Origin of the sequence: Pseudomonas sp. LFS044 (genome assembly GCF_047978245.1) — a bacterium.
In the GTDB taxonomy this organism is placed as follows: Bacteria; Pseudomonadota; Gammaproteobacteria; order Pseudomonadales; family Pseudomonadaceae; genus Aquipseudomonas.
The window spans coordinates 54,370-77,010 of sequence record NZ_JBFPFX010000018.1 but is presented as its reverse complement, the minus strand read 5'-3'; the positions used below and the strand labels follow the sequence as shown (position 1 = coordinate 77,010).

The following is a 22,641-nucleotide window of genomic DNA, read 5'->3' as shown; positions in this document are numbered from 1 at the left end:
GATCAGAAAATCTGGTTCAGAAGCCAGTACAGGCTACCCGCCAGCAGCATCGCCGCCGGCAAGGTCAGCACCCACGCCATCAGCAAGTTGATCAACGTACGCGTCTGCACCCCCGAACCGTTGGCAACCATGGTCCCGGCCACCCCTGAGCTCAGCACATGGGTGGTCGACACCGGCAGCCCGAACATGTCTGCTGCACCAATGGTGCACATCGCAACCACTTCAGCCGACGCACCCTGGGCATAGCTCAGGTGGGTCTTGCCGATCTTCTCGCCCACCGTCACCACGATGCGCCGCCAGCCGACCATGGTCCCCAGGCCCAGGGCAATCGCCACAGCCACCTTGACCCATAGCGGAATGTAGCGCGTGGCGTCGTCCAGCTGGGTCTTGAACAGCTGCACATGGCTGCGGGTGTCAGCGTCGAACGCCACCAGCTGGTGCTTCTCGATCAGGCGAATGGCTTCGCTGGTCAGGTACATGTCGTTGCGCACGTTGGCCATGGCTTCGGCCGGTACGCGCTTGAGCGAGCCATAGCCCTTGACCTCTTCACCGATCATGCCGGTGAGCGCTGCAAGGGCTGGCACCAGTTGTGGGTTGGCCTTGGGCTCGGTGATAAACAGGGTAAGCACCTGGCGAGGGTCTGCCGGTAATGGTTGCGGGTCGCTGCGTACCAGTGCCTGGCGGGTGACCTCGGCCACGGCAGAGAACTGCAGCGCCTGCTCACTGGGCATGGTCTTGTTCAACGCGTAGGCCATGGGCAGCGTACCGACCAGGATCAGCATGATCAGGCCCATGCCTTTCTGCCCATCGTTGGAACCATGGGCGAACGACACGCCGGTGCAGGTCAGGATCAGCACGGCACGGATCCACCACGGCGGGGGTGTCTGGCCTTGCGGTGCCTGGTACAGCTCTTTGCGTTTGACCAGTGCACGCAGGGCGAGCAGCAGCAAGGCTGCACAGGCAAAGCCGATCAGCGGCGAGAACAGCAGGGCGTAGCCGACCTTGCTGGCCTGGCCCCAGTCCACCCCGCTGGTACCGTCACGCCCATGCATCAGTGCATTGGCCACGCCAACCCCGATGATCGAGCCGATCAGGGTGTGTGAGGAAGACGCTGGCAAGCCCAGCCACCAGGTGCCCAGGTTCCAGATGATTGCAGCAAGCAGCAGGGCAAAAACCATGGCAAAGCCGGCCGTGGAGCCCACTTGCAGGATCAGCTCCACCGGCAGCAAGGCAATGATGCCGAACGCCACCGCGCCACTGGAAAACAACACCCCCAGAAAATTGCACAGCCCGGACCAGACCACGGCCACCGGTGCTGGCAACGAGTGGGTGTAGATCACCGTGGCCACGGCGTTGGCGGTATCGTGGAAGCCATTGACGAACTCGAAGCCCAAGGCAATCAGCAAGGCCAGGCCCAGCAGCAGAAACGGCGTGACTGTGGTGATCACGGTGCCGCTGGCGCTGACATCCTGCTTCAGGCTCCAGGCGGTGTAGGCGATGCCGGCCATGAGCAGGCTGAAGAACAGAAAGAGGGTGGCACGCCCGGGTTTGTGTGAGAGCTGCGGGCGGGCATCGCGTTGGGCCAGTTGCGGCTGGCTGGCCAGTGACGGGGTTGCCATGGGGGCTCCGATTGGCGTCGGGCGAAGGTGCCGAAGGCTGTCAGCATAGAAACAAATCGTTACTGGGACGTGACCTCGGTCAATGGATTACCTAGGCTCAAGACGAGTGGTAAAGGCAGGAGCAACCGATGATTCGCTGCAAGCGTGTCTACGACGCGGTCGACCAGTGCGATGGCCAGCGTGTGCTGGTGGACCGCCTGTGGCCGCGCAATAAACGCAAGGAAGATCTGCACGGGCAGTGGTTGCGCGAGGTCGCGCCTTCGAACGCCTTGCGCAAGGCGTTTCACCAGGGCGAGGTGGATTACATCGGCTTCGCCCAACGCTACCAGCAGGAGCTCGCGGCGCATCCCGAGCACTGGTATTCATTATTGGACCTGGCAGCCCAGGGAGACCTCACATTGCTGTATGCCAGCAAGGACATCGAGCACAACAATGCCCAGGTATTGGCCGCCTGGCTTGAAGATGAGCTTGAGCGGCGCGGGCCTGGCAGTTCGCCGGTGTGCTATGCCCATTGATCTCATCCCGGCCACCGACCACCACCGCACCTTCGCCCGTGACCTCACTCGCCGGGCGATGCTGCCGTACTACCGGGAGTTCGACCTGTTGTGGATCGAAGAAGCATTCGATCAGGCCTGGGGCTGGCGCGAGCAGTGGCTGGTGGTCGACGGCGAAAGCGTGCTGGGTTTCTGCAGCCTCAGCCAGGACCGCCAGGCGTTGTTCATTCGTGAGCTGCACCTGTTGCCCGAGCACCGCGGGCACGGTGTCGGCGGCCAGGTATTGGAAGTGCTGGCCACCTGGGCCGCGCAACGGCGCCTGCCGCTGTTGCGCTTGATGGTGTTCAAGAGCAACCCCGCACGGCGGCTGTACCTTCGCCACGGTTTTATGGAAATGGGCGATGACGCGTGTTTTGTGCGCATGCAGCGCCAGACCGGGTGGCCGGGAGTCGCGGCTTGAGGGCGCGATGCTGGCTTGCGACGAAACCCCGCGATGGGCATAGTGACTGTGCAGTCTGCAAGTGCTCACAGGGTCGTGAGCGTTATCCGGTGACGATCAGGAAACAAGGAGAAACGTCATATGAATGGACTCGGTCCGCGTCTTAGGGAAGAGCGTGAACGCCTGGGCATGACCCAGCGGGTATTCGGTGATATCGGCGGCGTCGAACCCAATGCCCAAGGCAAGTACGAAAGTGGTGAGCGCACCCCACGGCTTGATTACCTGGCGGCCCTTGCGGGCAAGGGCGTGGATGCGCTGTATGTGCTCAGCGGTATGCGTACGCCTGCGCCGCTGGAAAGCCTGTCGGCGGAGGAAGCCGGTCTGCTGGGCGCTTTTCGGCGCTTGCCGGTGGCCGATCAGGCTGCTTTGTGGCATTTGCTGGGGCGCCTGGTGGGCGAGGGGGGTAGCCGTGAGGTGTCGCGGCCTCAGCGCTTGGAACGTCAGACGTTTCTGTCGGAAGTTTTACGCTAGGTCCACCTTGAAAAATTTTGTTAAGGTGGCGGGATCCAATCGCCCTGTTGACGAGGTGTCTGCTTGATTAGGGTCCTAGTGGTCGATGACCACGATCTGGTACGAACCGGTATTACACGCATGTTGGCCGACATCGACGGCTTGCAGGTGGTGGGTGAGGCGGATTCGGGCGAGTCGGCGCTCAAACAGGCCCGAGAGCTCAAGCCGGATGTCGTGCTGATGGACGTCAAGATGCCTGGGATCGGCGGCCTGGAGGCCACCCGCAAACTGTTGCGCAGCCACCCCGATACCAAGGTGGTTGCGGTCACCGTGTGCGAAGAAGACCCGTTCCCCACGCGCCTCATGCAGGCCGGTGCGGCCGGTTACCTGACCAAGGGCGCGGGCCTGGACGAAATGGTCCAAGCCATTCGCCTGGCGTTTGCCGGGCAGCGCTATATCAGCCCGCAGATCGCCCAGCAGCTGGCGCTCAAGTCGTTCCAGCCGCAGGGCTCGCCCTTCGACGCGCTGTCGGAGCGGGAAATCCAGATTGCCCTGATGATTGTCGGTTGCCAGAAAGTGCAGATCATCTCCGACAAGTTGTGCCTGTCTCCCAAGACCGTCAATACTTACCGGTATCGGATCTTCGAAAAACTCTCGGTCACCAGCGACGTCGAACTGACCTTGCTGGCCGTTCGCCACGGTATGGTCGACGCAAGCCTGTAAAACCTCATGTCTCAAATCTTTGATGCCAGCGCATTCCTGGCGACCTGCAGCGGTCGCCCGGGCGTTTACCGGATGTTCGACGCCGAGGCTCGGCTGCTCTATGTGGGCAAGGCCAAGAACCTCAAGAAGCGTCTGGCCAGCTATTTTCGCAAGGCCGGCCTGGCGCCGAAAACCGCCGCGCTGGTGGCGCGTATCGCCCAGGTCGAAACCACCATCACGGCTAACGAAACCGAAGCGCTACTGCTTGAGCAGAACCTCATCAAAGAGTGGCGGCCGCCGTACAACATTCTGTTGCGCGACGACAAATCCTACCCGTATGTATTCCTGTCTGACGGCCAATTCCCACGTTTGGGCATTCACCGCGGTGCAAAAAAAGCCAAGGGCCGATACTTTGGGCCATACCCCAGCGCCGGCGCCATCCGCGAGAGCCTCAGCCTTCTGCAGAAGGCCTTCTCGGTGCGCCAGTGCGAGGACAGCTATTACGCCAACCGCACCCGGCCCTGCCTGCAGTACCAGATCAAACGCTGCAAGGGGCCGTGCGTCGACCTGGTCGCCGCCGAAGAGTACGCCGAGGACGTGCGCCACTCGGTGATGTTCCTCGAAGGCCGCAGCCAGCAGCTGGGCAACGAGCTCAACGCCGAGATGGAAAAGGCCGCCATGGCCTTGAACTTCGAGAAAGCGGCCGAACTGCGCGACCAGATCGCCCTGTTGCGCCGGGTGCAGGACCAGCAATACATGGAAGGCGGCTCTGGCGATGTCGATGTGGTTGCCGCCTTCGTCAACCCAGGTGGTGCCTGCGTGCACTTGATCAGCGTGCGCGGCGGGCGCGTGCTGGGTAGCAAGAACTTCTTCCCCCAGGTGGGCATCGAGGAGGAGGTGGCCGAAGTCATGGCGGCCTTCCTGTCCCAGTACTACCTGGGCAACGCCGAGCGGGAATTGCCGGGCGAGTTGATCGTCAACGTGGTGCACGAGGACTTCGCCGCCATCAGCGAGGCGCTGCAGACCCTGCGCGGCCGCGAGCTGACCATCAGCCACCGGGTGCGCGGCACGCGCGCCCGCTGGCAGCAACTGGCGGTCACCAACGCCGAGCAAGCGCTCAATGCCCGACTGGCCAACCGCCAGCACATGGCTGCGCGCTTCGAGGCCCTGGCCGAGGTGCTGGGCCTGGATGAAGTGCCACAGCGTCTTGAATGCTACGACATCAGCCATTCCAGCGGCGAAGCCACGGTGGCCAGTTGCGTGGTGTTCGGCCCGGAAGGCCCGCTGAAGTCCGACTACCGCCGCTTCAACATCGAAGGTGTGACCGCTGGCGACGACTATGCCGCCATGCGCCAGGCCTTGATGCGCCGTTATGGGCGCATCAAGGACGGTGAGGGCAAGTTGCCCGATGTACTGCTGGTGGACGGCGGCAAAGGCCAGTTGAACATGGCCCGCGAAGTGATGCAGGAGCTGGCCTTCACCGACCTGACCCTGCTCGGCGTGGCCAAGGGCGTTACCCGCAAGGCCGGTTTCGAAACCCTGTACCTCAACGATGTGGCCCACGAGTTCACCCTCAAGGGCGACAACCCGGCGCTGCACCTGATCCAGCAGATCCGCGACGAAGCCCACCGTTTTGCCATCACCGGCCACCGCGCCCGCCGTGGCAAGGCCCGGCGCGTGTCCAGCCTGGAAGACGTTGCCGGGGTAGGGCCCAAGCGTCGCCGCGACCTGCTGAAACATTTCGGTGGCCTGCAAGAGCTCAACCGCGCCAGTATCGATGAGATCGCCAAAGCCCCCGGCATCAGTAAAAAGCTTGCCGAGTCGATTTATGCCAGCCTGCATAGCGAGTAGAATGCCGGGCTCAACCCGCAGCCAGTCGTACCGATGAATATTCCAAACCTGCTCACCGTTCTACGCGTCCTGCTCATCCCGATCTTCATCCTGCTGTTCTATGTGCCCTATCACTGGAGCTACATGGCCGCCAGCACGGTGTTCGCCATCGCCGCCGCCACCGACTGGCTGGACGGCTACTTGGCGCGTCGCCTGCAGCAGAGCACGCCGTTCGGTGCCTTCCTCGACCCTGTGGCCGACAAGCTGATGGTCGCCGTGGCGCTGGTGCTGCTGGTGCAGGTACACGCCAACTTCTGGCTGACCCTGCCGGCCGCCGTGATCATTGGCCGTGAAATCGTCGTGTCGGCGTTGCGCGAATGGATGGCCGAGCTGGGGGCGAGGGCGCACGTCGCGGTGTCCAACCTGGGCAAATGGAAAACCGCAGCGCAGATGCTGGCGCTGGTGATCCTGCTGGCCAACCCACCGGCGGTGACGTTCTGGGTCATTCTCGGTTACGGCCTGCTGCTGGTGGCTGCCGCGCTGACGCTGTGGTCGATGGTGCACTACCTGCTGGCGGCCTGGCCGCACCTGCGCGAAGGTTCTGAGCAAAAATAAAACTTTTTTGAATCAAGGGGTTGACGCCGTTTTAGATGTTGCTAGAATGGCACCCATCACGACGCGGGAATAGCTCAGTTGGTAGAGCACGACCTTGCCAAGGTCGGGGTCGCGAGTTCGAGTCTCGTTTCCCGCTCCAAATTCGATCCTCAGTGCGTCGCTGGGATCACAATAAAGAGGCCTAAGGCCTCTTTTTTATGCCTGCGATTTGGCAGTCAATTCAATGCATCATGCCCAACTCTGCATCATCCATCAGCGCCTTGGCCAACGCGCTCAGATAATGTGAGGCCCAGATCAACTGGGGGTTATCGTCCATCAGGCCCGCGATGGTCAGGTCCCGCACGCATCCCATCAGTTCCGACGCTTGCTCGCGAGCATCCTGGCATGGGATGCCAGGCTCGATGCAGAACAACGGTCGTGTCTTTTTCTCGCCTTGATAGAACTTGGTCTTGCCGACCGTGGTTTTAATATTGATCTCATCTGTAGGCATTTCTTGATCTCCCTGGAGTCCTGGATCCTGGGCGGGCATCTTCGCGGGTAAGCACCTCACACTACCGCGCCGCTGTCACTGCGGGAGCCGGCTTGCCGGCGATAGCGCCAGCCCAGGCAATACACAATTAACGGCTTAGTGCTGGGTGCGCGGCGCCGCTGGCATCTGCATCTGAATCAAAGCCGACTCAAGCAGCACACGCAGCGATTCAAGCTCATGCATCGTGGCCATCATCAGAACCGACGCGGGCGACTTGGGCTGCATCGAAACAGCCTGCTGCGCCACCATTTGTGCGCACAGAGCGTACTCCGTAGCTTGGATGATGGTGTCTTCGAGGGAGTGGTGGTTGTGGGGTGGATCGGGGACGATCTTAAGCATTACATAGTCCTTCCAAGGTGCGCCCCCTTGTTGCTGTCAAACAGAAGGGTGGCAGCTGTACGTGGGTTGACAGACCGGCGGACTATGCAAAGTTCCGGCGCACGCAAGCGTGCCCGCACGTACAGCCGCCATTGAAGGCAAGCCGTTTGCATAATACCGTCGCGGCCTGTCAAAGCCGATCGCTGAAGACAGCGACCTGCCGAGACTAGAGCGCTGTCAGAGCGACCGCAACGGAAAAAAGGTGGCGGGAGTATCTTTGGGAAACGGACTACAAGGAAGAAGGCAAATCTGATTTTTTACTCGGATTGGGTGTTCTTGTTTCCCAGTACGCAGGCATCATGATCGACCGCTTTCGATCCATGACTACCGTTGGCGAGAGGCAGCAATCGACCCATAGCTGACGCGGGCGGATGAAAAAACCAACGCCTATAGTGGCCCTTGCAGGCGTCCGTCCGTATGATTTCACCGGGCTCAGAGGGCTCGTTTTCACACGGGATATGATTTACAGGGATCGAACAATGGATATCAAATCGGCTAAGCTCGTAGCAGCTCTTGGACTGGCTGTGACCTTGGCAGGTTGCACAGAAGAAAAAATACCTGGGCCAACGGCAGACAACTGCGCTCCTGGGATGTATGAAAAAAACCTGGCTGGTTTGTCAAAAGAATCGAACCGGAACGAGTTCACTGCAAATTGCAAGAGCTTCCTGGCCGCAAAAAAGATGACTGAGTGGAAATTTGAGAAAAGCCCCGAGGGCAAGTATTGAAGCATTAATCACGTCGAAACCAGCCCACTAAAAGAGGAGCCTGATGGCTCCTCTACTTGTTCCTACTGTTGAGTGGCGCTATTCGCTGGCGCGCCTATTCGGACGGCTCCAAATCCTCACACTTGTCGATCAAAGCATCTGTCTTACTGTCATCCGGGAGCTTCTCCCAATACTCAGGCGTGCAATGTTCTTCTGAAACGGAGTAGTCCAGATCGTCGGCGGCGAAGGCGGAACTTGATAGAATTGCGGTAGAGATAAGCAAAAAAGCAGTTAACTTCATGATTTCAATCCTTTGAGGCGGCAGGGCGTTATAGCAGATCTGAGGTGCTTCACAAAGGCCAACTGCTCTCACGCTTCAGACGCGAACGTCCGCAATGGGTCGAAAGCGATCACTCGCGAAGGGCAGCTTCCGACCCAAAGCTGCCGTTGAGCCTAAACACAAGCCATCAATCAGTATCAGCGCCAAGCTCCCGCAGAGTCTGTGTCTCTGCTGTATTAATGCGGTGTGCAGGGCCAGCCACTGTTGCCAATAGCTTCAGCAGCCGGCCCTCTCAATCACGCCTTAGCGTAAGCTGGCTTCACAGTCTGGCGGGTGTTCAGCAAGGTCTCGATGGTACGAGGCGGCTTGCCGACGGTGCGCGGGTACTCTACCAGGTTGACGCCAAGCATTTGCCCGGCCTCGAGTTGAACATCTGCCGCTGGCGCCGACGATGAGCCCGGTGAGGTGGTGCCCTCCAGCACCGCATTCAGGTTGTTGTTCGCTTGCTGATACGAGATGCCTTGGGCCTTGTCGAGGAAGGCTACAAAATTGGCATAGTCCTCGGAATTCGGGTCGAGGATAGATGCCTTTAGCCCGGTAACGTAGTACTCATACTTGAAGTTGAAGGTGATCTTCTCCACTGAACTGCAGGGGGACGTGAACGCCTGCTGAGACGAATCGACGGACAGGTAATAGTACTTGATCTTAGGGAAATAGACCGTAGTATTGCCGGAACTGTCGGTTGGCACCGCTTCATGGCACTGCGCGAGAATGGCGGTCTCGTAGTTGCGTTCGCGGTCATCCCAGCTGGCACGAAGGCTATTGCCGACGCCCTGGATGAATGCTGTCACATCTGCGATTACTGCTTCTGGCACGACTACCGCGTCAAACACAAGTTTCAGAAAGGCAGTGTTGAACTCGGTGATTACCTGCGTCACGGAGTAGGTTTCAGTTGTGACGCGATAGTTAGTCAAACCGCCAGCTTGTGCCAGCAAGAACTGCATGTAGTGCGTCACAGATGCCGACCACTGAGAAGTCGGTGCGATGTCCCCAGGTAATACCTTGCTTGGGTTCGCCTTCAGGAACTGGAACACTTTGATACGCAGCGTGGCGAAGAAGTTGGAAACTTTGTCGCATACCCCGCGGCCGGTGGTGAACTCCGGGTTTGAAGTCACGAACGAGCTGGACAGGTTAACGAACGAGATCAGGCCGTCCGAATCCTGGAAGGCCGACTGGTCATCGTCCGACAGCGCCAGTACGGAGTCCAGCAACTCGTGCGGGTTGGCCAACTGAGCTTGCTCTAGCGTCAACGCTGCGCCCGCATGGGCAGGCGGATAGGCGGTTGGCGCATGACAGATTACCGTGTTTGTGGTCACGCCAGGCACAAGGTACCCGGGAATGCTGCCGTTTGGTATCCAGATGTAGGTACCAATGGGGCGGAATTCGACATGGTTGGGATCGACTGGCTGCACACCAGGAGGCTGAGTGCCAATGACCGGTGTTGAACCGCCCCAGAAGTGTGGCGGGGTGGTCGACACCGGTACCCACCACGCGCCATTTTGCAGGGCCAGAACTTCATAGTGCTCGTGGTATTGGGTCGACCAATTCCAGTTGGCGGTAATGTCTGCATATTGGCCATGGTTGCGTTGCTACACGCGTACGCCAGGCCAGTTGCCAATCCAGGTACCAGGTACGTAGAGGGTACGAGACATGATGAACACTCCTTGTAGATCAATACTTCGTTTTGGGTAAGCCTGCCATTTGGCTCAGTCCATAACCGGGACGTTGCGAGCAGGCAAATGAAGAATCGAACAGCTGGCGTCGCGCCGGCAACGGCACCGATAGCGTATTGACTGTGTGGCTTTTTCAATCAGCAGCGTTGTCAGCCGCAGTGCTCTCAAGGCTTTGTGCAAATGACGGCCAGCAGATCGCCAGCTGGGCCGCGTCGCACAGCTCCAGCTTCCGGTACACATTTTCTCGATGTTTGCGAACCGTCAGGTCGCTGATGCCCAACTCGCGAGCGATTTGCTTGCTGCTCGACCCTCGCGCGACCAGGCGGGCGACTGTGAACTCGCGGCTCGTTAGCCGAGTGGCCAGCGCCAGCGTGCGTAGTCCGATGCCGCAGTCGCCATCTCAGATTTTTCCGCCAGGGCGAGCGCAACTAATTGCGCGGCATTTCGCGCGCCGAACTTGCGCAGCAGGCTTCCCCGGTGTTTACGAACGGTGTGCTCGCCAATGCCAAGCCGCCGGGCGGTCTGTTTGCAGCCCATGGCTTGTAACATGCAGGAGAGTACGTCTAGCTCGCGAGTACTGAGGTTCTGTCCCTGAACGGGTGATTCCTTTTCCTGTTCGATAGCGTGGGCTCCTGCTGGCTGTGGGATCCTTCTTGATTCTACATTTTAGAAATGCCGAACTGCTGTACCGCAGCGTGCGGCACGCTGCTGATGACACTCACTGTGCAGGGCCAGGCAAGCCGGCGAGAGGTGAAGAGCTAGTCCTATAGTATGGACCAAGTTCTGCTTGGCTGTTTGTCCTCCAGGCTATGGATGTCCCAGCTAAGGCTTTGGAGTTTTTTGCCGATAAGGGGTGTAGGCCATTTTGGAGCTTGGTATGAAAAGCGTCTGGGTTTTTGTAGCTGAAATATACGATCACTTTGGGGTTTTTAAATTCTCCTTAGGTGTATTATCCGTTTTTTTTCTGTTTTTTGATATCTGGCAGCTGTTTACCAGCGCTAACGAAATCTTGGCGGTGGTCTCGGTCATGTGCTTGATGATCACTGTTGCAGGGCACATGGGTTTGCTGGGTACTGAAAGCCAGGTCTATTATCTTGTATACCTTGTTCCCTGCTTTCTCCTGGTGTTCGGCTCGATCAAAGGTATTGAGTTGCTGGGACTTCGGTCGGGAGATTTCGAGCTGTCAGCGCTGGCGACTGTAATGTCTGCATTGGTACCTGTCCTGGGTGCGGCTTTTATTGCATCGATCATCGGTGTGAAGCGCGTAATTTTTGATTTGCTCAAGTAGCATCAAGTCACCGTAGAAGAGCTACGCTCCCACAATAGATTGTGTTAGGGCTCAACGGCAGCTTTGGGTCGAAAGCGGCCCATTGTGAATGGCTGTTTTTTCGACCCATGGCGGACACCGCCCCAACACTGTGTAGTCAGTACCGGCCTCATCGCCGGCAAGCCGGCTCCCACAGACATATAACCAGTCTCCGGGCCTGCGCAGTACCTGTGGGAGCCGGGCTTGCCGGCGATGGGCCGCGAAGCGGCCCCGGCCTTCGGATGTCCGCCATGGGCGAAATAGGCCAATGGAGACCGTCCGCTTTCGACCCATAGCTGCCGTTCACGGAGGGCAGCTGACGGCCATAAGCGGTCACTCAGATGTATCTACCAACTTGGAGGCGATGTAGAGTCTAAACACAGCATCACGCACCGATGATCAGACAGCTAGCTTTTGCTGAGATTGGCACCGTACCGAAAAAACTGAGCGTCAAGTTTTTTACAAGCCCAATTGAGGGTAAAATGGCGTACCATCATCAGCAGGAACAGTCAGTGAAACTGACCTGACTGAGCTGACGTAGCACCGTAAATAAGGTGCATTCAAAAACGCAGAATTTATCCTATGAATTCAACTTTCTACCTTCCGCGCAGCCTCTTCAGTAAAGAAAGAATTTACACTGAAGAAGCGTTGCTTGCCGCTTCGAATTACGTTGTTGTCCTAGCAGAACCCGGAGGCGGAAAAACTGAATTTATGGGAAGCCTAGCGCGACAGCTAGGAACCTCAACCGTTACCGCAAATAAGTTCAAACACTTGGGGGCCGATACCGAGAATTCCCCACTCGTGATCGATGCGTTTGATGAGTTGGCCAAACTCGATCAAACGGGCATTCACAGCCTTCTAGCTAACGCCAGAAAAGCTAAGCCAACGCACGTCATTATTTCGAGCCGATCCAGCGAGTGGGGTACTGCTGCCACCAATGCATTCGAAGACTATCTAGGATGCTCACCGCTGGTGGTTTGGCTTTGCGAGTTTGAAGAGGGGGAGCAGCGAGAAATTTTTCATCATCATGTCCGGGGTGAGGAATTTTCAAAGTTCCAAGCAGAAGTAGCTCGATTCGACTTAAGAGCGTTACTCCCTAACCCCCAATTTCTCAAGATGTTTGCAGATGCCTATATTGAAAGCGGCAGACACTTTACAGATAAGCGAAATATATTTTCACAGGCGGTCGAGCGGCTGGCGAAGGAAGCTAACGTCAATGTAGCGCAAACGCTATCCATCAAGCAAAGGGTTGCTCTGTCGTCCGAAGTGTTCGCCAAGCTTTTGCTGTCCGGAGCAGAAGGCATAGGGACGAGCGAGTTAACCGCAGATCGAATCTATCCACTGCTGGCATCACTTTTTGACAAGCACACAGCTGCTGAAGGCATCTTGGCAACTCGGCTTTTCAAACCTGGCGATAGTGCAGATCAGCATCGACCCGTCCACAAGATCGTTGCTGAATACTGTGCGGCAGACTACCTTGCAAAGCGGATCGCTGATCCAGTTGACCCTCTGACATTACATAAATGCCTACCTATCATCGCCCCGAACAATGCAGTTCGAGATGAACTCCGGGGATTACTGGGTTGGCTCGCGGCGCTAGGCAACAGATCCATTCAAGAGACTGCTATTGAGCTTGATCCCTATGCGGTACTTGCGAACGGTGATCCCTCTCAACTTGAGCACTCCTCAAAACGTCTACTTATACAGGGCCTGAAAGACGTCGAAACGAAGGACCCATATTTCCGCCGAGGAGATGCTTGGCGCCGGTTCAGTGCTTCAGGCTTCTTCACCCAAGAGGTTATGACAGAGATTAAACCCCTGCTAGCGAGCGGCAGTGATGGGCATTTGCGTGATTTAATTCTTGAACTGTTGACGGGGTCACCAGCGATTGCGCATCTGACGCAAGAGCTGCGTCAACTAGTGTTCGACTCAAGCGAGAGCGAACACACTCGCTTGTTGGCTAGCAGATGTCTGCTCGACCTGTCCGGCCATGACCATCGCGCCGATTTAGCAGTCCTAGTCTCTGAGGCCAGTCATACTTCTCTGAAAATTGCGGTAACCATCCTAACGACTATCGGCGTAGAAGCTTTAGGTTTAGATTACCTCGCCAGCTTTTTTCGAGTCTGCTCAAGCCTTTATCCCCGTCATCAAGTATCTTACAAGTCCTCACTCAGCACTCGTTACTTCATAAGGCGCTTCGTTGGCGGACTTGATTTAATGTCAATCGAGTGGCTACTTGATGACTTAACCAAAGATCTTGGTTGCACATGCAAGAAAAAACATTATGAATGCGACTGTCGAATTGGAATCAGCAAAATTGTAGGGCTAATGCTGGATCGATATTTTGACCTGGCAATGCCTCCTTTTGCCGCTAAAAAGGTTTGGCATTGGATCGAAAATCTGATTTTTCATGAGCAAAAATCAACAGATCAGAGCAAGTCAGTTCAAGTGCTTCAAAATGATCATGGATTGCGCCGAGAAATTATGGTGCAAGCACTTGGCCCACTTACCAATAGCGAGGATATTTTCGAGACCAAAATACAGAAATTTGATGTTCACGCTCACTCCGGCCTTCGCTTTCAATCCGATGATTACAAATTTATAGTCGACCTGGCATTTGAAATTGATAACCCAGCCCTGTGGGCGAGCTACATCGCAATGCATAGCTTCAATCAAAGCCAGGCACTGCGGGGTCCAAACAAATTGCGACGACACATGCGTGAACAGGCATTGGATAAGCCTTCTTTAATGCGCGAGTGGGCAAAGTTCAACAGAGCAATCTCGCAACTTGCACAATCCCAACAAAAAAGCATGTCTACCCACAGGCGGATAATGAGACGCCGCCACCGGGAACAAAGCGACATCAATAAGTTGAACATCCAATATTTGCGGGACAATCGAGAGCTTATTGAAAGTGGTCGGCATTGGAATTGCCTTGCGCGCTTTGCTGATCTCGTACTTAATGCGCCCGATCAAATTGAGCATGAATTCGGTGATGAAGTGCTCGTTCGTAAAGCTCTCAGAAACTGCCTGGATTTCATTGCTCCCAATGTACCTAATCTGCTCAGGCTTGCACAATTACAGTGTGCATCGCAGGGCGCGCAAACTGAGCCTGTTCTTTTTGCAGCTTGCTTGGAAATCATGCGCAGCGACGGAAACCTAGAAGATGTCGATCTGCCGTTACTGAATGCGCTACGAACTAATCTCGACATGGGCTACGGTGCAGTGTCGGATGAAGAACGTGATGCGCTGAAAGATGAAGTCAACCGATTGATTTTCGCAGGTACGGCAAGTGCCGAAACCTTTCTCCGGCAATATGTCGAGCCCCAGCTCGCACAAAAGGGCTGTCAACACCCCGAAATTTGGTTGTTACGCGGTGATGAGGTCTTCAGCCAACTACGGGCAGCAATCTCAATAGAATGGCTTGACCGATTTTCTGATCTGGCGCTCGGGCCGCTTGATACGCTCTTTGAAATTGCGGCCGAGTTCGGTGATCGCGATGCTCTTCAAAAAATCATCGCAGAACGTTGTTCTGCTTTTATGTCCGCGTGGCCTAGTCCGACCGGCGATGAAGACCTGGAAAATAGGCGCATTTTCTGGTTAGTGCGCGCTTTCTATTTTTTAGAAGACGCGCCTGAAACATATTGGAACTGGCTAAAAACCGAAAAGAATAACTTATTTTGGCTTAGTGAGCGCTCAGGACGATTTAACTATGGCGAGCACTCCCATTGGCCCAAGCTCACATTAAGTAAAGTGGTGGCGGTTCTAGAGGCCTTCATTGACAAGTGGCCAAAGGTAGACCTCCCGAGCCATTGGGGTACGGGAAGCCCCGATGAAGAAAATGCGTACCGCTTTTTGAAAGAAATTGTTTGGTTATTAGATTTAGACGTCTCCGATGACGCCGTCCGTGTCATTGATCGTCTCCTTGCCGATCCGAATTTCGCAGACATGTACAACGATCTTAGGAGCATACGTGCTCGTAAAATCAGTCAGATTGCACTGAGGTCTTTCGAACCGCCAACGCCACAGGAAATCGTCGATCGACTGGATCGCGACATGGTGGTGAATGTTGAGGGTTTGCGCCAAGTCGTCCTCCAAGAGCTTCAAGATTTCCAGAAAGCAATAAATGGTGGTGAATTTAACTCTGCGGATCGCTTTTACGACAATGATAAGCACTTGAACGAAGTGCGAGCTACCGAGATCATTGCTGAACGTCTCAGTCTAATACTCAAGCCTCAAGGCATCACAATTACGACGGAGCACCAGCTAAAAAGTGCTAACCGCAGCGATTTCACTGCGACAAAATTGATTGGCGGTACAAGACGGCTGCTTGTGACTGAGGTAAAGGGTCAGTGGCATAGAGAGTTATATACTGCGGCGGCGGCGCAACTATATGCGCGCTACTCGATCCATCCCGATGCTGAACACCAAGGCATTTATCTTGTGATCTGGTTTGGCCGAGATGTGAACGTCGCAGGAATTAAAAACCGAAATATCCACACCTCTCAGGAACTGAAAAGCAGCATCGAGAAAACGATGCCACCAGAGCTAGCTGGGCTAATCGATGTGTTTGTTCTGGACGTTTCTAAACCCTAAGGAAGGATCGTACCGAATAAGCGCATCAAGCCTAGAAGAGGCCATATATTGCAGTCCGAATCCTTCTAGTTTTGTACGCAGGCGGAATGACCGCTTCTCGCCGACTCCAGCCGATTGTGGAGGGCAGCAATGGGTCGTTAGCGGTCCTTCACATTGTGCCACTCGTGGAAGCCAAGACGTCCGTTTAGAAGCCTCGGTGAGTGCGTGAGCCAAAGTCAGAATCATCTCAATGCATGCTATTGGCCATTAGCATTCCAGCCGTCCGGAGAGGGCATTCCTCCCCAAACCGCCCCCGCGCTGATGATGCCTACGTACCCCTGTGATAACGGGCGCGTAGGCTATTGCCCGGCGTCGACGTTTTCCGCCGAGGTGCTTTCGATGCTCATGCAGGGTAGTTATGGCTGGGCGATGGCCACGGTATCGGCGCATGTGCTGGGGTCGTTGCTGATGACTTTCACAGGCTTTGCACTCGTGTGCTGGCTCGGTTGAGCCGCCACGTCATGTAGCTGTCACGTGCGCTTGCTAGCGTGCGGGTCCCTTCTCCGACACAAGGTGTGCGACACGGTGTACGCCAGCACAACCCGCAACACGTTCATGCTCCGGTCCGACAACATGCGCAGCGACGATTTCGCTGCGCTGTTCACGCAATTGCACGGCAACCTGTATGCCGACATGCCGCCGCTGGGGGAGGCCATCGCCATTGGCGGTGTGTATGGCCGCTTCGAGGGCATGAGCGTGCGGCGCATGCACTACCAGGGCGACTTCACCATCGCCTTGCCCACGCCGCAGGATGAGATCACCTTTGTGCTGCCCACGGCGGGCAAGATCATTTTCGATCACCGTGGCGAGTCGATCGGCGGGGCGCAGGTTGGCCTGGCGGTCGACAAGCTGGACATCCGTTCGGTGCGCTTCGCCGAGGGCCATGCCCAATGCGGGATGTCGATTCGCCGTGGGTTGTTTGCCGAACGGCTTTCGGCGTTGCTGGGCCGGCCACTGGCCGCGCCAGTTCGGTTTGCCCCGGTGGTGGACCTGAATGTGGCGGCGTTCAAAGGCATCCGTGCGTTGCTGGAAATGGCCACGGGCACGGAGTTCGATCAACTCATCAGCAGCGGCCTGCTGATGCCGGTGCGGCTGCAGGAGATGCTGGTCGATGCGGTGCTGGAAACCTGGCCGCACAATTACAGCGAGGCCTTGCGCAGCCCGATGCCTTCGATCGCGCCCAGGCATGTGAAGTTGGCCATGGAATATATCCACGAGCAGCCGCTGAGCCTGCTCACTGGCAGCGACCTGGCGGGGCGGGTGAATGTAAGTTTGCGTGCGCTGCAGGATGGCTTTAAGCGGTTTGCCGGTACTTCGATTGTCGGTTACCAGCGGCAGGTGCGGCTGGAGCAGGCGCGGCGGGTGCTGGCGAGCGGGCGGGGTGGCTCGGTGGCGCAGGTGGCCTTACAGCATGGGTTCAGCAATGCCGGGCGGTTTGCGCAGTATTTTCAGCAGGCGTTTGGCGTGAGCCCTGCGCAGGTCAGGGGGCGCTAGCCCCCACCCTGCATGTGGATCAGGCAAGCGCCATCTTTTCTGTGGTTGAGCACGAACGCAGTCGCTGCAACTGCTCGAAATGATCGGCGATAGCAGCGATCAGTTCGGCATCATCAGACGCGTCCATGCCGGGGTAGGGCTTGCCGTTGTAGTCACCGTCATGGGTCAGCACAGCCTCGAGGCTGTCGCCGTTAGACTGGTACAGCCGTTTCATCAGCTGCGCTTCCTGGTCCTTGCTGTCAGCGCACCGCAGCGCATAGTGCACGGCAAGGGCTGCGCCGAATGTCAGGCTGGGCGTTGCAATGCCATGCTTGCGGGCAAGGTCGATGCTACTGAGGATGCGCTCGTTGCGCTGCAGCTTGCGCAGCGGGTCGCGGCCTACCCGGGTGCAGGGGTCTTTGAACGAGGTTTTGCAGCGCTCCAGAAAGGTTTGCGCAAAACTGCGGATCACGTCTGCCATGTGTGGGTGCTCGGCCGTCAGCGCGGGCGCGACTTCCTGGTTGATCAGGCGCTCGGCCAGCGCACTCACCCGCGCATCGCCCATGCCCTGGCCTACCCAGTCATACCCCAACACGCTGGCGTACCAGGCAATGATGGCGTGCGGGCCGTTCCACAGGCGGTTCTTGATGAGCTGGATCAAGCCGATGTCGGCGACGGTCTTGACTTGGCGCAAGCGCTCCAGCAGGTCACTGCCGCGCTCGACGTACAGGGGCATGTCCGGCTCGCTGTTGAACAGGATCAGGTGCAGCTGGCTCATCACGCTGCTGGACTGGGCGAAGGGCCGGAAGCGGCCGAGCAGCCGGTCGTATTCAGGTAGCGGCGTGGTGGGTTTGCCGGCTTGCGCAGGCTCGTCTTCCAGGCTGTTCTGGAACATCTGCGATTTGATGCGCAGTTGCCGCACCAGTGCGTCATTGCTGATTTTGGAAACAATGCGGCTGACCACGGTCTCGGCAAAATGGGTCTTTTCCAGCACCTGCTGGCTGATGGCGGGTGGGCACAGCAGTTCAAGCTCTGCCTGTACTTGCAGCCGCACGAATGCGGCGCCGCCGATCTTGTTCAGCACGGTCAGAATGGTCAGCGCGCGGCCGCGGCGTTCGAAGCGTTGCAGCAGGCCTTTGGCGATGACCCGGGCCTGTTTGCGAATGGCCTGCTCTGGCAGGCTGAGGCCGATGATTTCTGCCGCGGTGTACATCGCGACCACGGCGTCTTCATCGCCCATGTCGATCATGCGCACATTGTCGATGGCCTGGTCGAACGAGGTGGCGCCGTAGCGCACGCTGTAATTGCCGAACGCGCTGACGGTTTCGCGCAGCATGCGCGAGCGGGTGGCGGCGATGATTTCGCATGGCCGGGTATAGCCGTCCCAGTGGGAGAACACCTGGGTCAGGTAACCGCCGCCGATGGCCCCGAAACCATGGATGCCGACGCGGAACTGGTTCAGTGAGGCGGGAAACGGCTCGTGCAGTGCTGGCGTGCCCAGGTGCGGAACGCACTCGCTCAGGTCGGCGAGGAATTCATGCATGCTGCGGTAGGCTTTGAACGCGCCTGCCTTGACCTCGGGGGCCGGCGGTTTGATGTCTTCGATCAGGATGGCCTGCCCTTCGGCGCGAATGGCCGACAGCAGGCCGTTCTCGGAGTCTTCGAGCATCAGGCACTGGCCCGGCTCGCAGTTGAGCGCACTGGCAGCGCGCAGGAAAATTTCCGGGTGGGGTTTGCCCTGGCCCACTTCGTCGCCACACACGGTGACGTCGAAATACTTGAGCACGTTGGCGTTGATCAGGTACTCCTCGGCAATGGCCCGGCGGCTGGACGTGGCCACCGCCATGGTCAGGCCAGACTTGCGCAGCCGTTCGAGCACTTCCAGCAGGCCGGGCTTGATCGGCACGCCGTGATTGCGCACGTGCTCCAGTTCAAGTTCATCGGCGCGTTGGCGAATTTGCGCATACGGGAAGTCTTCACCGTTGTGCGCCTTGGCCAGTGCCTCGGCTTTTTTGGCGCTCAGGCCCAGCGAGCCGATCAGCGTCTGCTCGCTCAGCGCCTTGCCGAAGATCTCCAGCGAAGCTTGCTTGAGCGTTTTGAAGCGCAAGCGCTCGGTGTCGAACATGGTGCCGTCCATGTCGAAGAGGGCGCTGAAAATACGTTTGCCCTGAAAAAAAATCATGGATGTGTTCCCTGTTTTGACGAATGAACCTTGCCGCTTTGCCAGCGGGCACAAGCGACGACGACGCAAATCTGCAATCAGCTTCGTCAGGTGGGAGGCACACGGTCGACAGGGGGGCGCTCAGGGGTGACGCAGAGGTAGGGCGGGACGGAGCGGGGTTTACACAGGAGGTCTACAAGCTTTGAGGTGCGACGGGCGCGTTGTTTGACTTTGACTTCACGCCCACTGGCTGCAGTTCGGTTTGCAGGCAGTGAGCGCAAGTAGCGATGGATACGTGTGATTCCAAACATTGGGTGATGAGCTTCCTGTTCAGTGACGGGTATTCCTTTTTCAGCCTTGCATGTATTGGCGATCACATGCAAGGCTTCGGTTTTTGCTCAGAAGGCGTAGCTGGCCTTGAGGCTGCCGCTGGCGCCATGGCTGTCGCCGCCGCTCAAGGCCGCCACTTCGGCGCCGACACTCAGGGCGCCGAGGTGGGCCATCAGGTTCACCCCGGCGTTGAACTGGTCGCGGTTGTCGAAGGCCGCGCGCTGCTGAATGTCCAGCCCCAACAGGTGCCCTTCGCTGTCGACCTGGTGGTCGCCCAAGGCATGCTCGTAGCCCACCTCGACCCCCGGCACCAACTGCCAGCTGCCCAGGGTGAGCGGGGTGAAGGAGGCCTTGAGGTTGGCGACTGCGCTGCGACGGGTTTCCTGCAAGTCGTCCACCTGCAGCGCCAGTTCGCTGCCTTTTTCGGTGAAGCCGGCCAGGTCGACGCGGCTCACCCGCACACCCAGGCTAGGCTCCAGCACCACACCTGCGGTGTTCAGGCGATAGCCCAGCGCCAGGCTGACGCCGGCCAGGGTACCGTGGCTGTCACCCTTGGCGGTGCCCAGGCCGCCGCCGAGTTCGCGTTTGCTGGAATAGTCGAGGTAGCCGGCGCTGGCATCGGCGTCGATGAACAGGCCTTGTTCCAGGCCGCCCGGGGCGAAGCGCGCGCCAAGGCTGAGGAAGGCCAGGTCGGTGTCTGCTTCGCCGCCTGCGCCGCCGACGTTGCCGTTGCTGTAGCCGACGCCTGCGTGGGCGCTGAGCTGTTCCGAGAAGCGCTGGGTCATGCCGAACATCAAGCCTTGGCTGTGCTCGTTGCTGCTGGCGGCGTGGGCCGAACCGTCGGTGCCCAGGTAGCCGGCCAGCGCGGTGCTCCACAGCCGCGACTGGCCAACCTTCAGGTCGCTGCCGTCGGCGAAGGGCGAAGCGGCGCGGTCGATCATCGCGCCCTGGCGCAGCAGGTAGCTGGCGGCATCGGCGTGTACCTGGCCACCCACGGTCGCCTCCACGCCGCCCAGGGTGCCGGCGTCGATGGCTGACTGCAGGTAGTAGTTGTAGGCGCTGTAGGTGCCCGACAGGGGCGTGTCCTGCAGTTGCCCCAGCAGTTGCGCGCCAGCGGCAGCGTTGCCCAGCAAGCCCGTTTCGCCCGGCAGTGTGGCGTAGCGCACCATCTTGCCGCGCAGCACGTAGATGGTTTCCTGGCTCAGCCCCAGGCCTTGCTTGAGGTAATTGTCCATGCTGCCGTATTCGGCCGTGACCTCGTCCAGGCCGGCCTGCAGGTAGCTGGCCTCGACACCCAGCAGTGGCGCATACACCTGCGCCATGCTCGCTGGCATGGCGGCCAGGGTCGCGGCCACGCGGGCGGCGGTGTAGTCGTTGGTGGCCAGGTAGTTACTCATGATCGTCGTGTCGTCGACACCGGCAATGCTCAGCAGCACGGCGGCGGTCCAGCCGGTGCGGTCCTTGCCGGCGGTGCAGTGGAACAGTGCGGCGCCGTCGGTACTGGCCAGCTCGTTGAACAGCACCGAAAACTGCCCACGCATGCCGGCATCACTGACGAAGGCGCGGTTGGTTTCCTGCATCATGGCCCGCGCCTGTTCGGCGCTGGTGAACGAGATGTTGGTGATGTTGGCGCCCGAGGTGGTGCTGCCGATGATGTCGATGTTGGTGTAGGAGGCACCGGCGGGCAGGGTGTCGGGCGTAGCGGCGATTTCGCTTGGGGTGCGCAGGTCGTAGACATCGCTGATACCCAGGCCATTGAGCACGGCCAGGTCGGCGGCGGTTGGGGTGAGGGCGTTGGCGCGGTAGAACACCCCGGCACGCATCACGCCATCGTGGCTTGTGGTGTAGGCCGAAGTGGTGCCGGCGATGTCGCGGAAGTTGTCCATGCCGGCCAGGCGCGGGGTGTCGAGCGCATCGGCAGTGTGGGCGGCGCAGACGCCAAGGGTGAGCAGGGACAGGGAGCAGAACAGACGTTGCAACACGGGTAAGAGCCTCGGTTGAGTGCGTGGTTGCGCTACTCTCCGGAGGCAAGATGAAACTGAATGTTACAAATTCAGTCGCGATGCGAAAGCCTGCGTGATCTGTCCGCTGGCTGCGTTTTCTGTCCGGGCCGAGCCGCGTTGCGGCTATTTGAAAAACTGGCTGGGTGTGGTGCCGAACTGGCGCTTGAACATGCTGGCGAAGGCGCTGGGGCTGTCATAGCCCAGCGTGCCGGCCACGTCGATGATGCGCTCGCCCAGGGCGATGCGTTCCAGCGCCTGCATCAGCCGCGCCTGCTGGCGCCACTGGCCGAAGGTCATGCCGGTTTCCTTGCGGAACAGGCGCTGTATGGTCTTCTCGTCGACGCCCAGGTGCAGCCCCCAGTCAGCCACGGTGGACGGGTCGTCCGGGCGTTGCTGCAGGGCAGAACAGATCGCCAGCAAGCGCGGGTCGCTGGGGTGCAGCAGCTTCAGCGGCAGGGTTGGCAGCACGCTGATTTCGTCGAGGATCAGGCGCATGATGCGCGCCTCGCGCGAGTCCTCGGCGAACGGCCCGCGGAAGTTTACCGAGGCCTTGATCAGCTCGCTGAGCAGCGGCGAAATGCTGATCGCCTTGCTCTGGCGCGGCAATTTGGCCGCGGCATCCGGGCGCACGAACACGCTGCGCATCTTCACATCGCCTACGCAGCGAATGGCATGCTCCTGGCCGCACGGCATCCAGATGCCGCGGCTGGTCGGCACGGTCCAGCGCTCGGCCTGCGACTCGACGATCATCAGGCCTTTGATGGCATAGATCAGCTGATGTTTGGCATGTGAGTGCGGTGCGATGTACCAGTCCGGCGGGTAGTCGGTAGCGCGGCTACCGACCTCCCAGGTCCATTCATCCACCTCTACCAGCATGTCCTTCAGTGGCTTGAGCATGGT

At 58.5% G+C, this 22,641-nt stretch carries 20 protein-coding genes, 1 tRNA gene and 1 riboswitch; of the genes, 11 read left to right on the top strand and 10 right to left on the bottom strand.

Features of this window, described 5'->3' with window-relative positions:
- Positions 1–2: 2 nt before the first annotated feature.
- On the bottom strand, positions 3–1,619 hold the full coding sequence (locus tag ACNQPL_RS16695; RefSeq protein WP_416467287.1) for an inorganic phosphate transporter: 1,617 nt from the start codon (positions 1,617–1,619) through the stop codon (positions 3–5).
- 128 nt (positions 1,620–1,747) lie between these two features.
- On the opposite strand from ACNQPL_RS16695, the gene ACNQPL_RS16690 reads away from it, so the two are divergent.
- The 7 genes from ACNQPL_RS16690 (at position 1,748) to ACNQPL_RS16660 (ending at position 6,348) form a co-directional block, all read left to right on the top strand.
- Positions 1,748–2,134 (top strand): DUF488 domain-containing protein, encoded by a 387-nt coding sequence (locus tag ACNQPL_RS16690; RefSeq protein ID WP_346612875.1) that lies wholly within the window; start codon positions 1,748–1,750, stop codon positions 2,132–2,134.
- Positions 2,124–2,573 carry a GNAT family N-acetyltransferase gene (locus ACNQPL_RS16685; RefSeq protein ID WP_416467286.1) on the top strand — a complete coding sequence of 150 codons (450 nt, stop codon included), beginning with the start codon at positions 2,124–2,126 and terminating at the stop codon, positions 2,571–2,573. The genes ACNQPL_RS16690 and ACNQPL_RS16685 overlap by 11 nt, the downstream gene beginning before the upstream one ends.
- Positions 2,574–2,693: 120 nt before the next feature.
- The gene (locus ACNQPL_RS16680; RefSeq protein WP_346612877.1) at positions 2,694–3,083 is read left to right on the top strand and encodes a helix-turn-helix domain-containing protein; all 390 of its coding nucleotides are present in this window, start codon (positions 2,694–2,696) and stop codon (positions 3,081–3,083) included.
- Positions 3,084–3,146: 63 nt separating this feature from the next.
- On the top strand, positions 3,147–3,785 hold the full coding sequence (gene uvrY / locus ACNQPL_RS16675; RefSeq protein ID WP_346612878.1) for a UvrY/SirA/GacA family response regulator transcription factor: 639 nt from the start codon (positions 3,147–3,149) through the stop codon (positions 3,783–3,785).
- A gap of 6 nt (positions 3,786–3,791) precedes the next feature.
- Positions 3,792–5,615, top strand: coding sequence for an excinuclease ABC subunit UvrC (gene uvrC, locus ACNQPL_RS16670; RefSeq protein ID WP_346612879.1), 1,824 nt, complete (start codon positions 3,792–3,794; stop codon positions 5,613–5,615).
- A 33-nt stretch (positions 5,616–5,648) separates the two neighbouring features.
- A complete protein-coding gene (pgsA, locus tag ACNQPL_RS16665) occupies positions 5,649–6,209 on the top strand; it encodes a CDP-diacylglycerol--glycerol-3-phosphate 3-phosphatidyltransferase (protein ID WP_346612880.1) in 561 nt (186 codons plus the stop codon).
- A gap of 63 nt (positions 6,210–6,272) precedes the next feature.
- Positions 6,273–6,348, top strand: a tRNA-Gly gene (locus ACNQPL_RS16660).
- 81 nt (positions 6,349–6,429) lie between these two features.
- On the opposite strand, the gene ACNQPL_RS16655 is transcribed toward ACNQPL_RS16660, so the two are convergent.
- Together ACNQPL_RS16655 and ACNQPL_RS16650 are read right to left on the bottom strand one after the other, a co-directional pair.
- On the bottom strand, positions 6,430–6,699 hold the full coding sequence (locus tag ACNQPL_RS16655) for a DUF3077 domain-containing protein (RefSeq protein ID WP_416467285.1): 270 nt from the start codon (positions 6,697–6,699) through the stop codon (positions 6,430–6,432).
- A 135-nt stretch (positions 6,700–6,834) separates the two neighbouring features.
- Complete coding sequence (locus tag ACNQPL_RS16650; protein ID WP_346612882.1) at positions 6,835–7,077, bottom strand: hypothetical protein; 243 nt, start codon at positions 7,075–7,077, stop codon at positions 6,835–6,837.
- A gap of 518 nt (positions 7,078–7,595) precedes the next feature.
- Here ACNQPL_RS16650 and trbK point away from each other — a divergent pair.
- Positions 7,596–7,841 (top strand): entry exclusion lipoprotein TrbK, encoded by a 246-nt coding sequence (gene trbK / locus ACNQPL_RS16645; RefSeq protein WP_416467284.1) that lies wholly within the window; start codon positions 7,596–7,598, stop codon positions 7,839–7,841.
- Positions 7,842–7,935: 94 nt separating this feature from the next.
- On the opposite strand, the gene ACNQPL_RS16640 is transcribed toward trbK, so the two are convergent.
- From ACNQPL_RS16640 to ACNQPL_RS16625, 4 genes are all read right to left on the bottom strand, one after another.
- The gene (locus ACNQPL_RS16640) at positions 7,936–8,121 is read right to left on the bottom strand and encodes a hypothetical protein (RefSeq protein WP_416467283.1); all 186 of its coding nucleotides are present in this window, start codon (positions 8,119–8,121) and stop codon (positions 7,936–7,938) included.
- A gap of 275 nt (positions 8,122–8,396) precedes the next feature.
- Entirely contained in the window at positions 8,397–9,638 is a 1,242-nt protein-coding gene (locus tag ACNQPL_RS16635; protein ID WP_416467282.1) for a hypothetical protein, read from the bottom strand.
- A 328-nt stretch (positions 9,639–9,966) separates the two neighbouring features.
- Positions 9,967–10,125: a LuxR C-terminal-related transcriptional regulator gene (locus ACNQPL_RS16630; protein ID WP_416467309.1), complete on the bottom strand. Its 159-nt coding sequence runs from the start codon at positions 10,123–10,125 to the stop codon at positions 9,967–9,969.
- Positions 10,126–10,181: 56 nt separating this feature from the next.
- Complete coding sequence (locus ACNQPL_RS16625; RefSeq protein ID WP_416467308.1) at positions 10,182–10,454, bottom strand: response regulator transcription factor; 273 nt, start codon at positions 10,452–10,454, stop codon at positions 10,182–10,184.
- A gap of 256 nt (positions 10,455–10,710) precedes the next feature.
- Here ACNQPL_RS16625 and ACNQPL_RS16620 point away from each other — a divergent pair, with 256 nt between their 5' ends.
- From ACNQPL_RS16620 to ACNQPL_RS16610, 3 genes are all read left to right on the top strand, one after another.
- Positions 10,711–11,121 (top strand): hypothetical protein, encoded by a 411-nt coding sequence (locus ACNQPL_RS16620; RefSeq protein WP_416467281.1) that lies wholly within the window; start codon positions 10,711–10,713, stop codon positions 11,119–11,121.
- A 600-nt stretch (positions 11,122–11,721) separates the two neighbouring features.
- Positions 11,722–15,735 (top strand): NACHT domain-containing protein, encoded by a 4,014-nt coding sequence (locus tag ACNQPL_RS16615; protein WP_416467280.1) that lies wholly within the window; start codon positions 11,722–11,724, stop codon positions 15,733–15,735.
- 255 nt (positions 15,736–15,990) lie between these two features.
- A riboswitch (Fluoride riboswitch) is annotated at positions 15,991–16,052 on the top strand.
- A 295-nt stretch (positions 16,053–16,347) separates the two neighbouring features.
- Positions 16,348–17,268, top strand: coding sequence for an AraC family transcriptional regulator (locus ACNQPL_RS16610; RefSeq protein ID WP_416467279.1), 921 nt, complete (start codon positions 16,348–16,350; stop codon positions 17,266–17,268).
- Between the two features lie 19 nt (positions 17,269–17,287).
- Here ACNQPL_RS16610 and mtlD read toward each other — a convergent pair whose 3' ends face one another.
- The 3 genes from mtlD to ACNQPL_RS16595 all read right to left on the bottom strand — a co-directional run bounded on the left by mtlD (position 17,288) and on the right by ACNQPL_RS16595 (position 22,638).
- A complete protein-coding gene (gene mtlD / locus ACNQPL_RS16605) occupies positions 17,288–19,429 on the bottom strand; it encodes a bifunctional mannitol-1-phosphate dehydrogenase/phosphatase (protein WP_416467278.1) in 2,142 nt (713 codons plus the stop codon).
- 377 nt (positions 19,430–19,806) lie between these two features.
- On the bottom strand, positions 19,807–21,720 hold the full coding sequence (locus tag ACNQPL_RS16600) for a tyrosine-protein phosphatase (RefSeq protein WP_416467277.1): 1,914 nt from the start codon (positions 21,718–21,720) through the stop codon (positions 19,807–19,809).
- Positions 21,721–21,864: 144 nt separating this feature from the next.
- Positions 21,865–22,638: an AraC family transcriptional regulator gene (locus ACNQPL_RS16595; RefSeq protein ID WP_416467276.1), complete on the bottom strand. Its 774-nt coding sequence runs from the start codon at positions 22,636–22,638 to the stop codon at positions 21,865–21,867.
- Positions 22,639–22,641 lie beyond the last annotated feature (3 nt).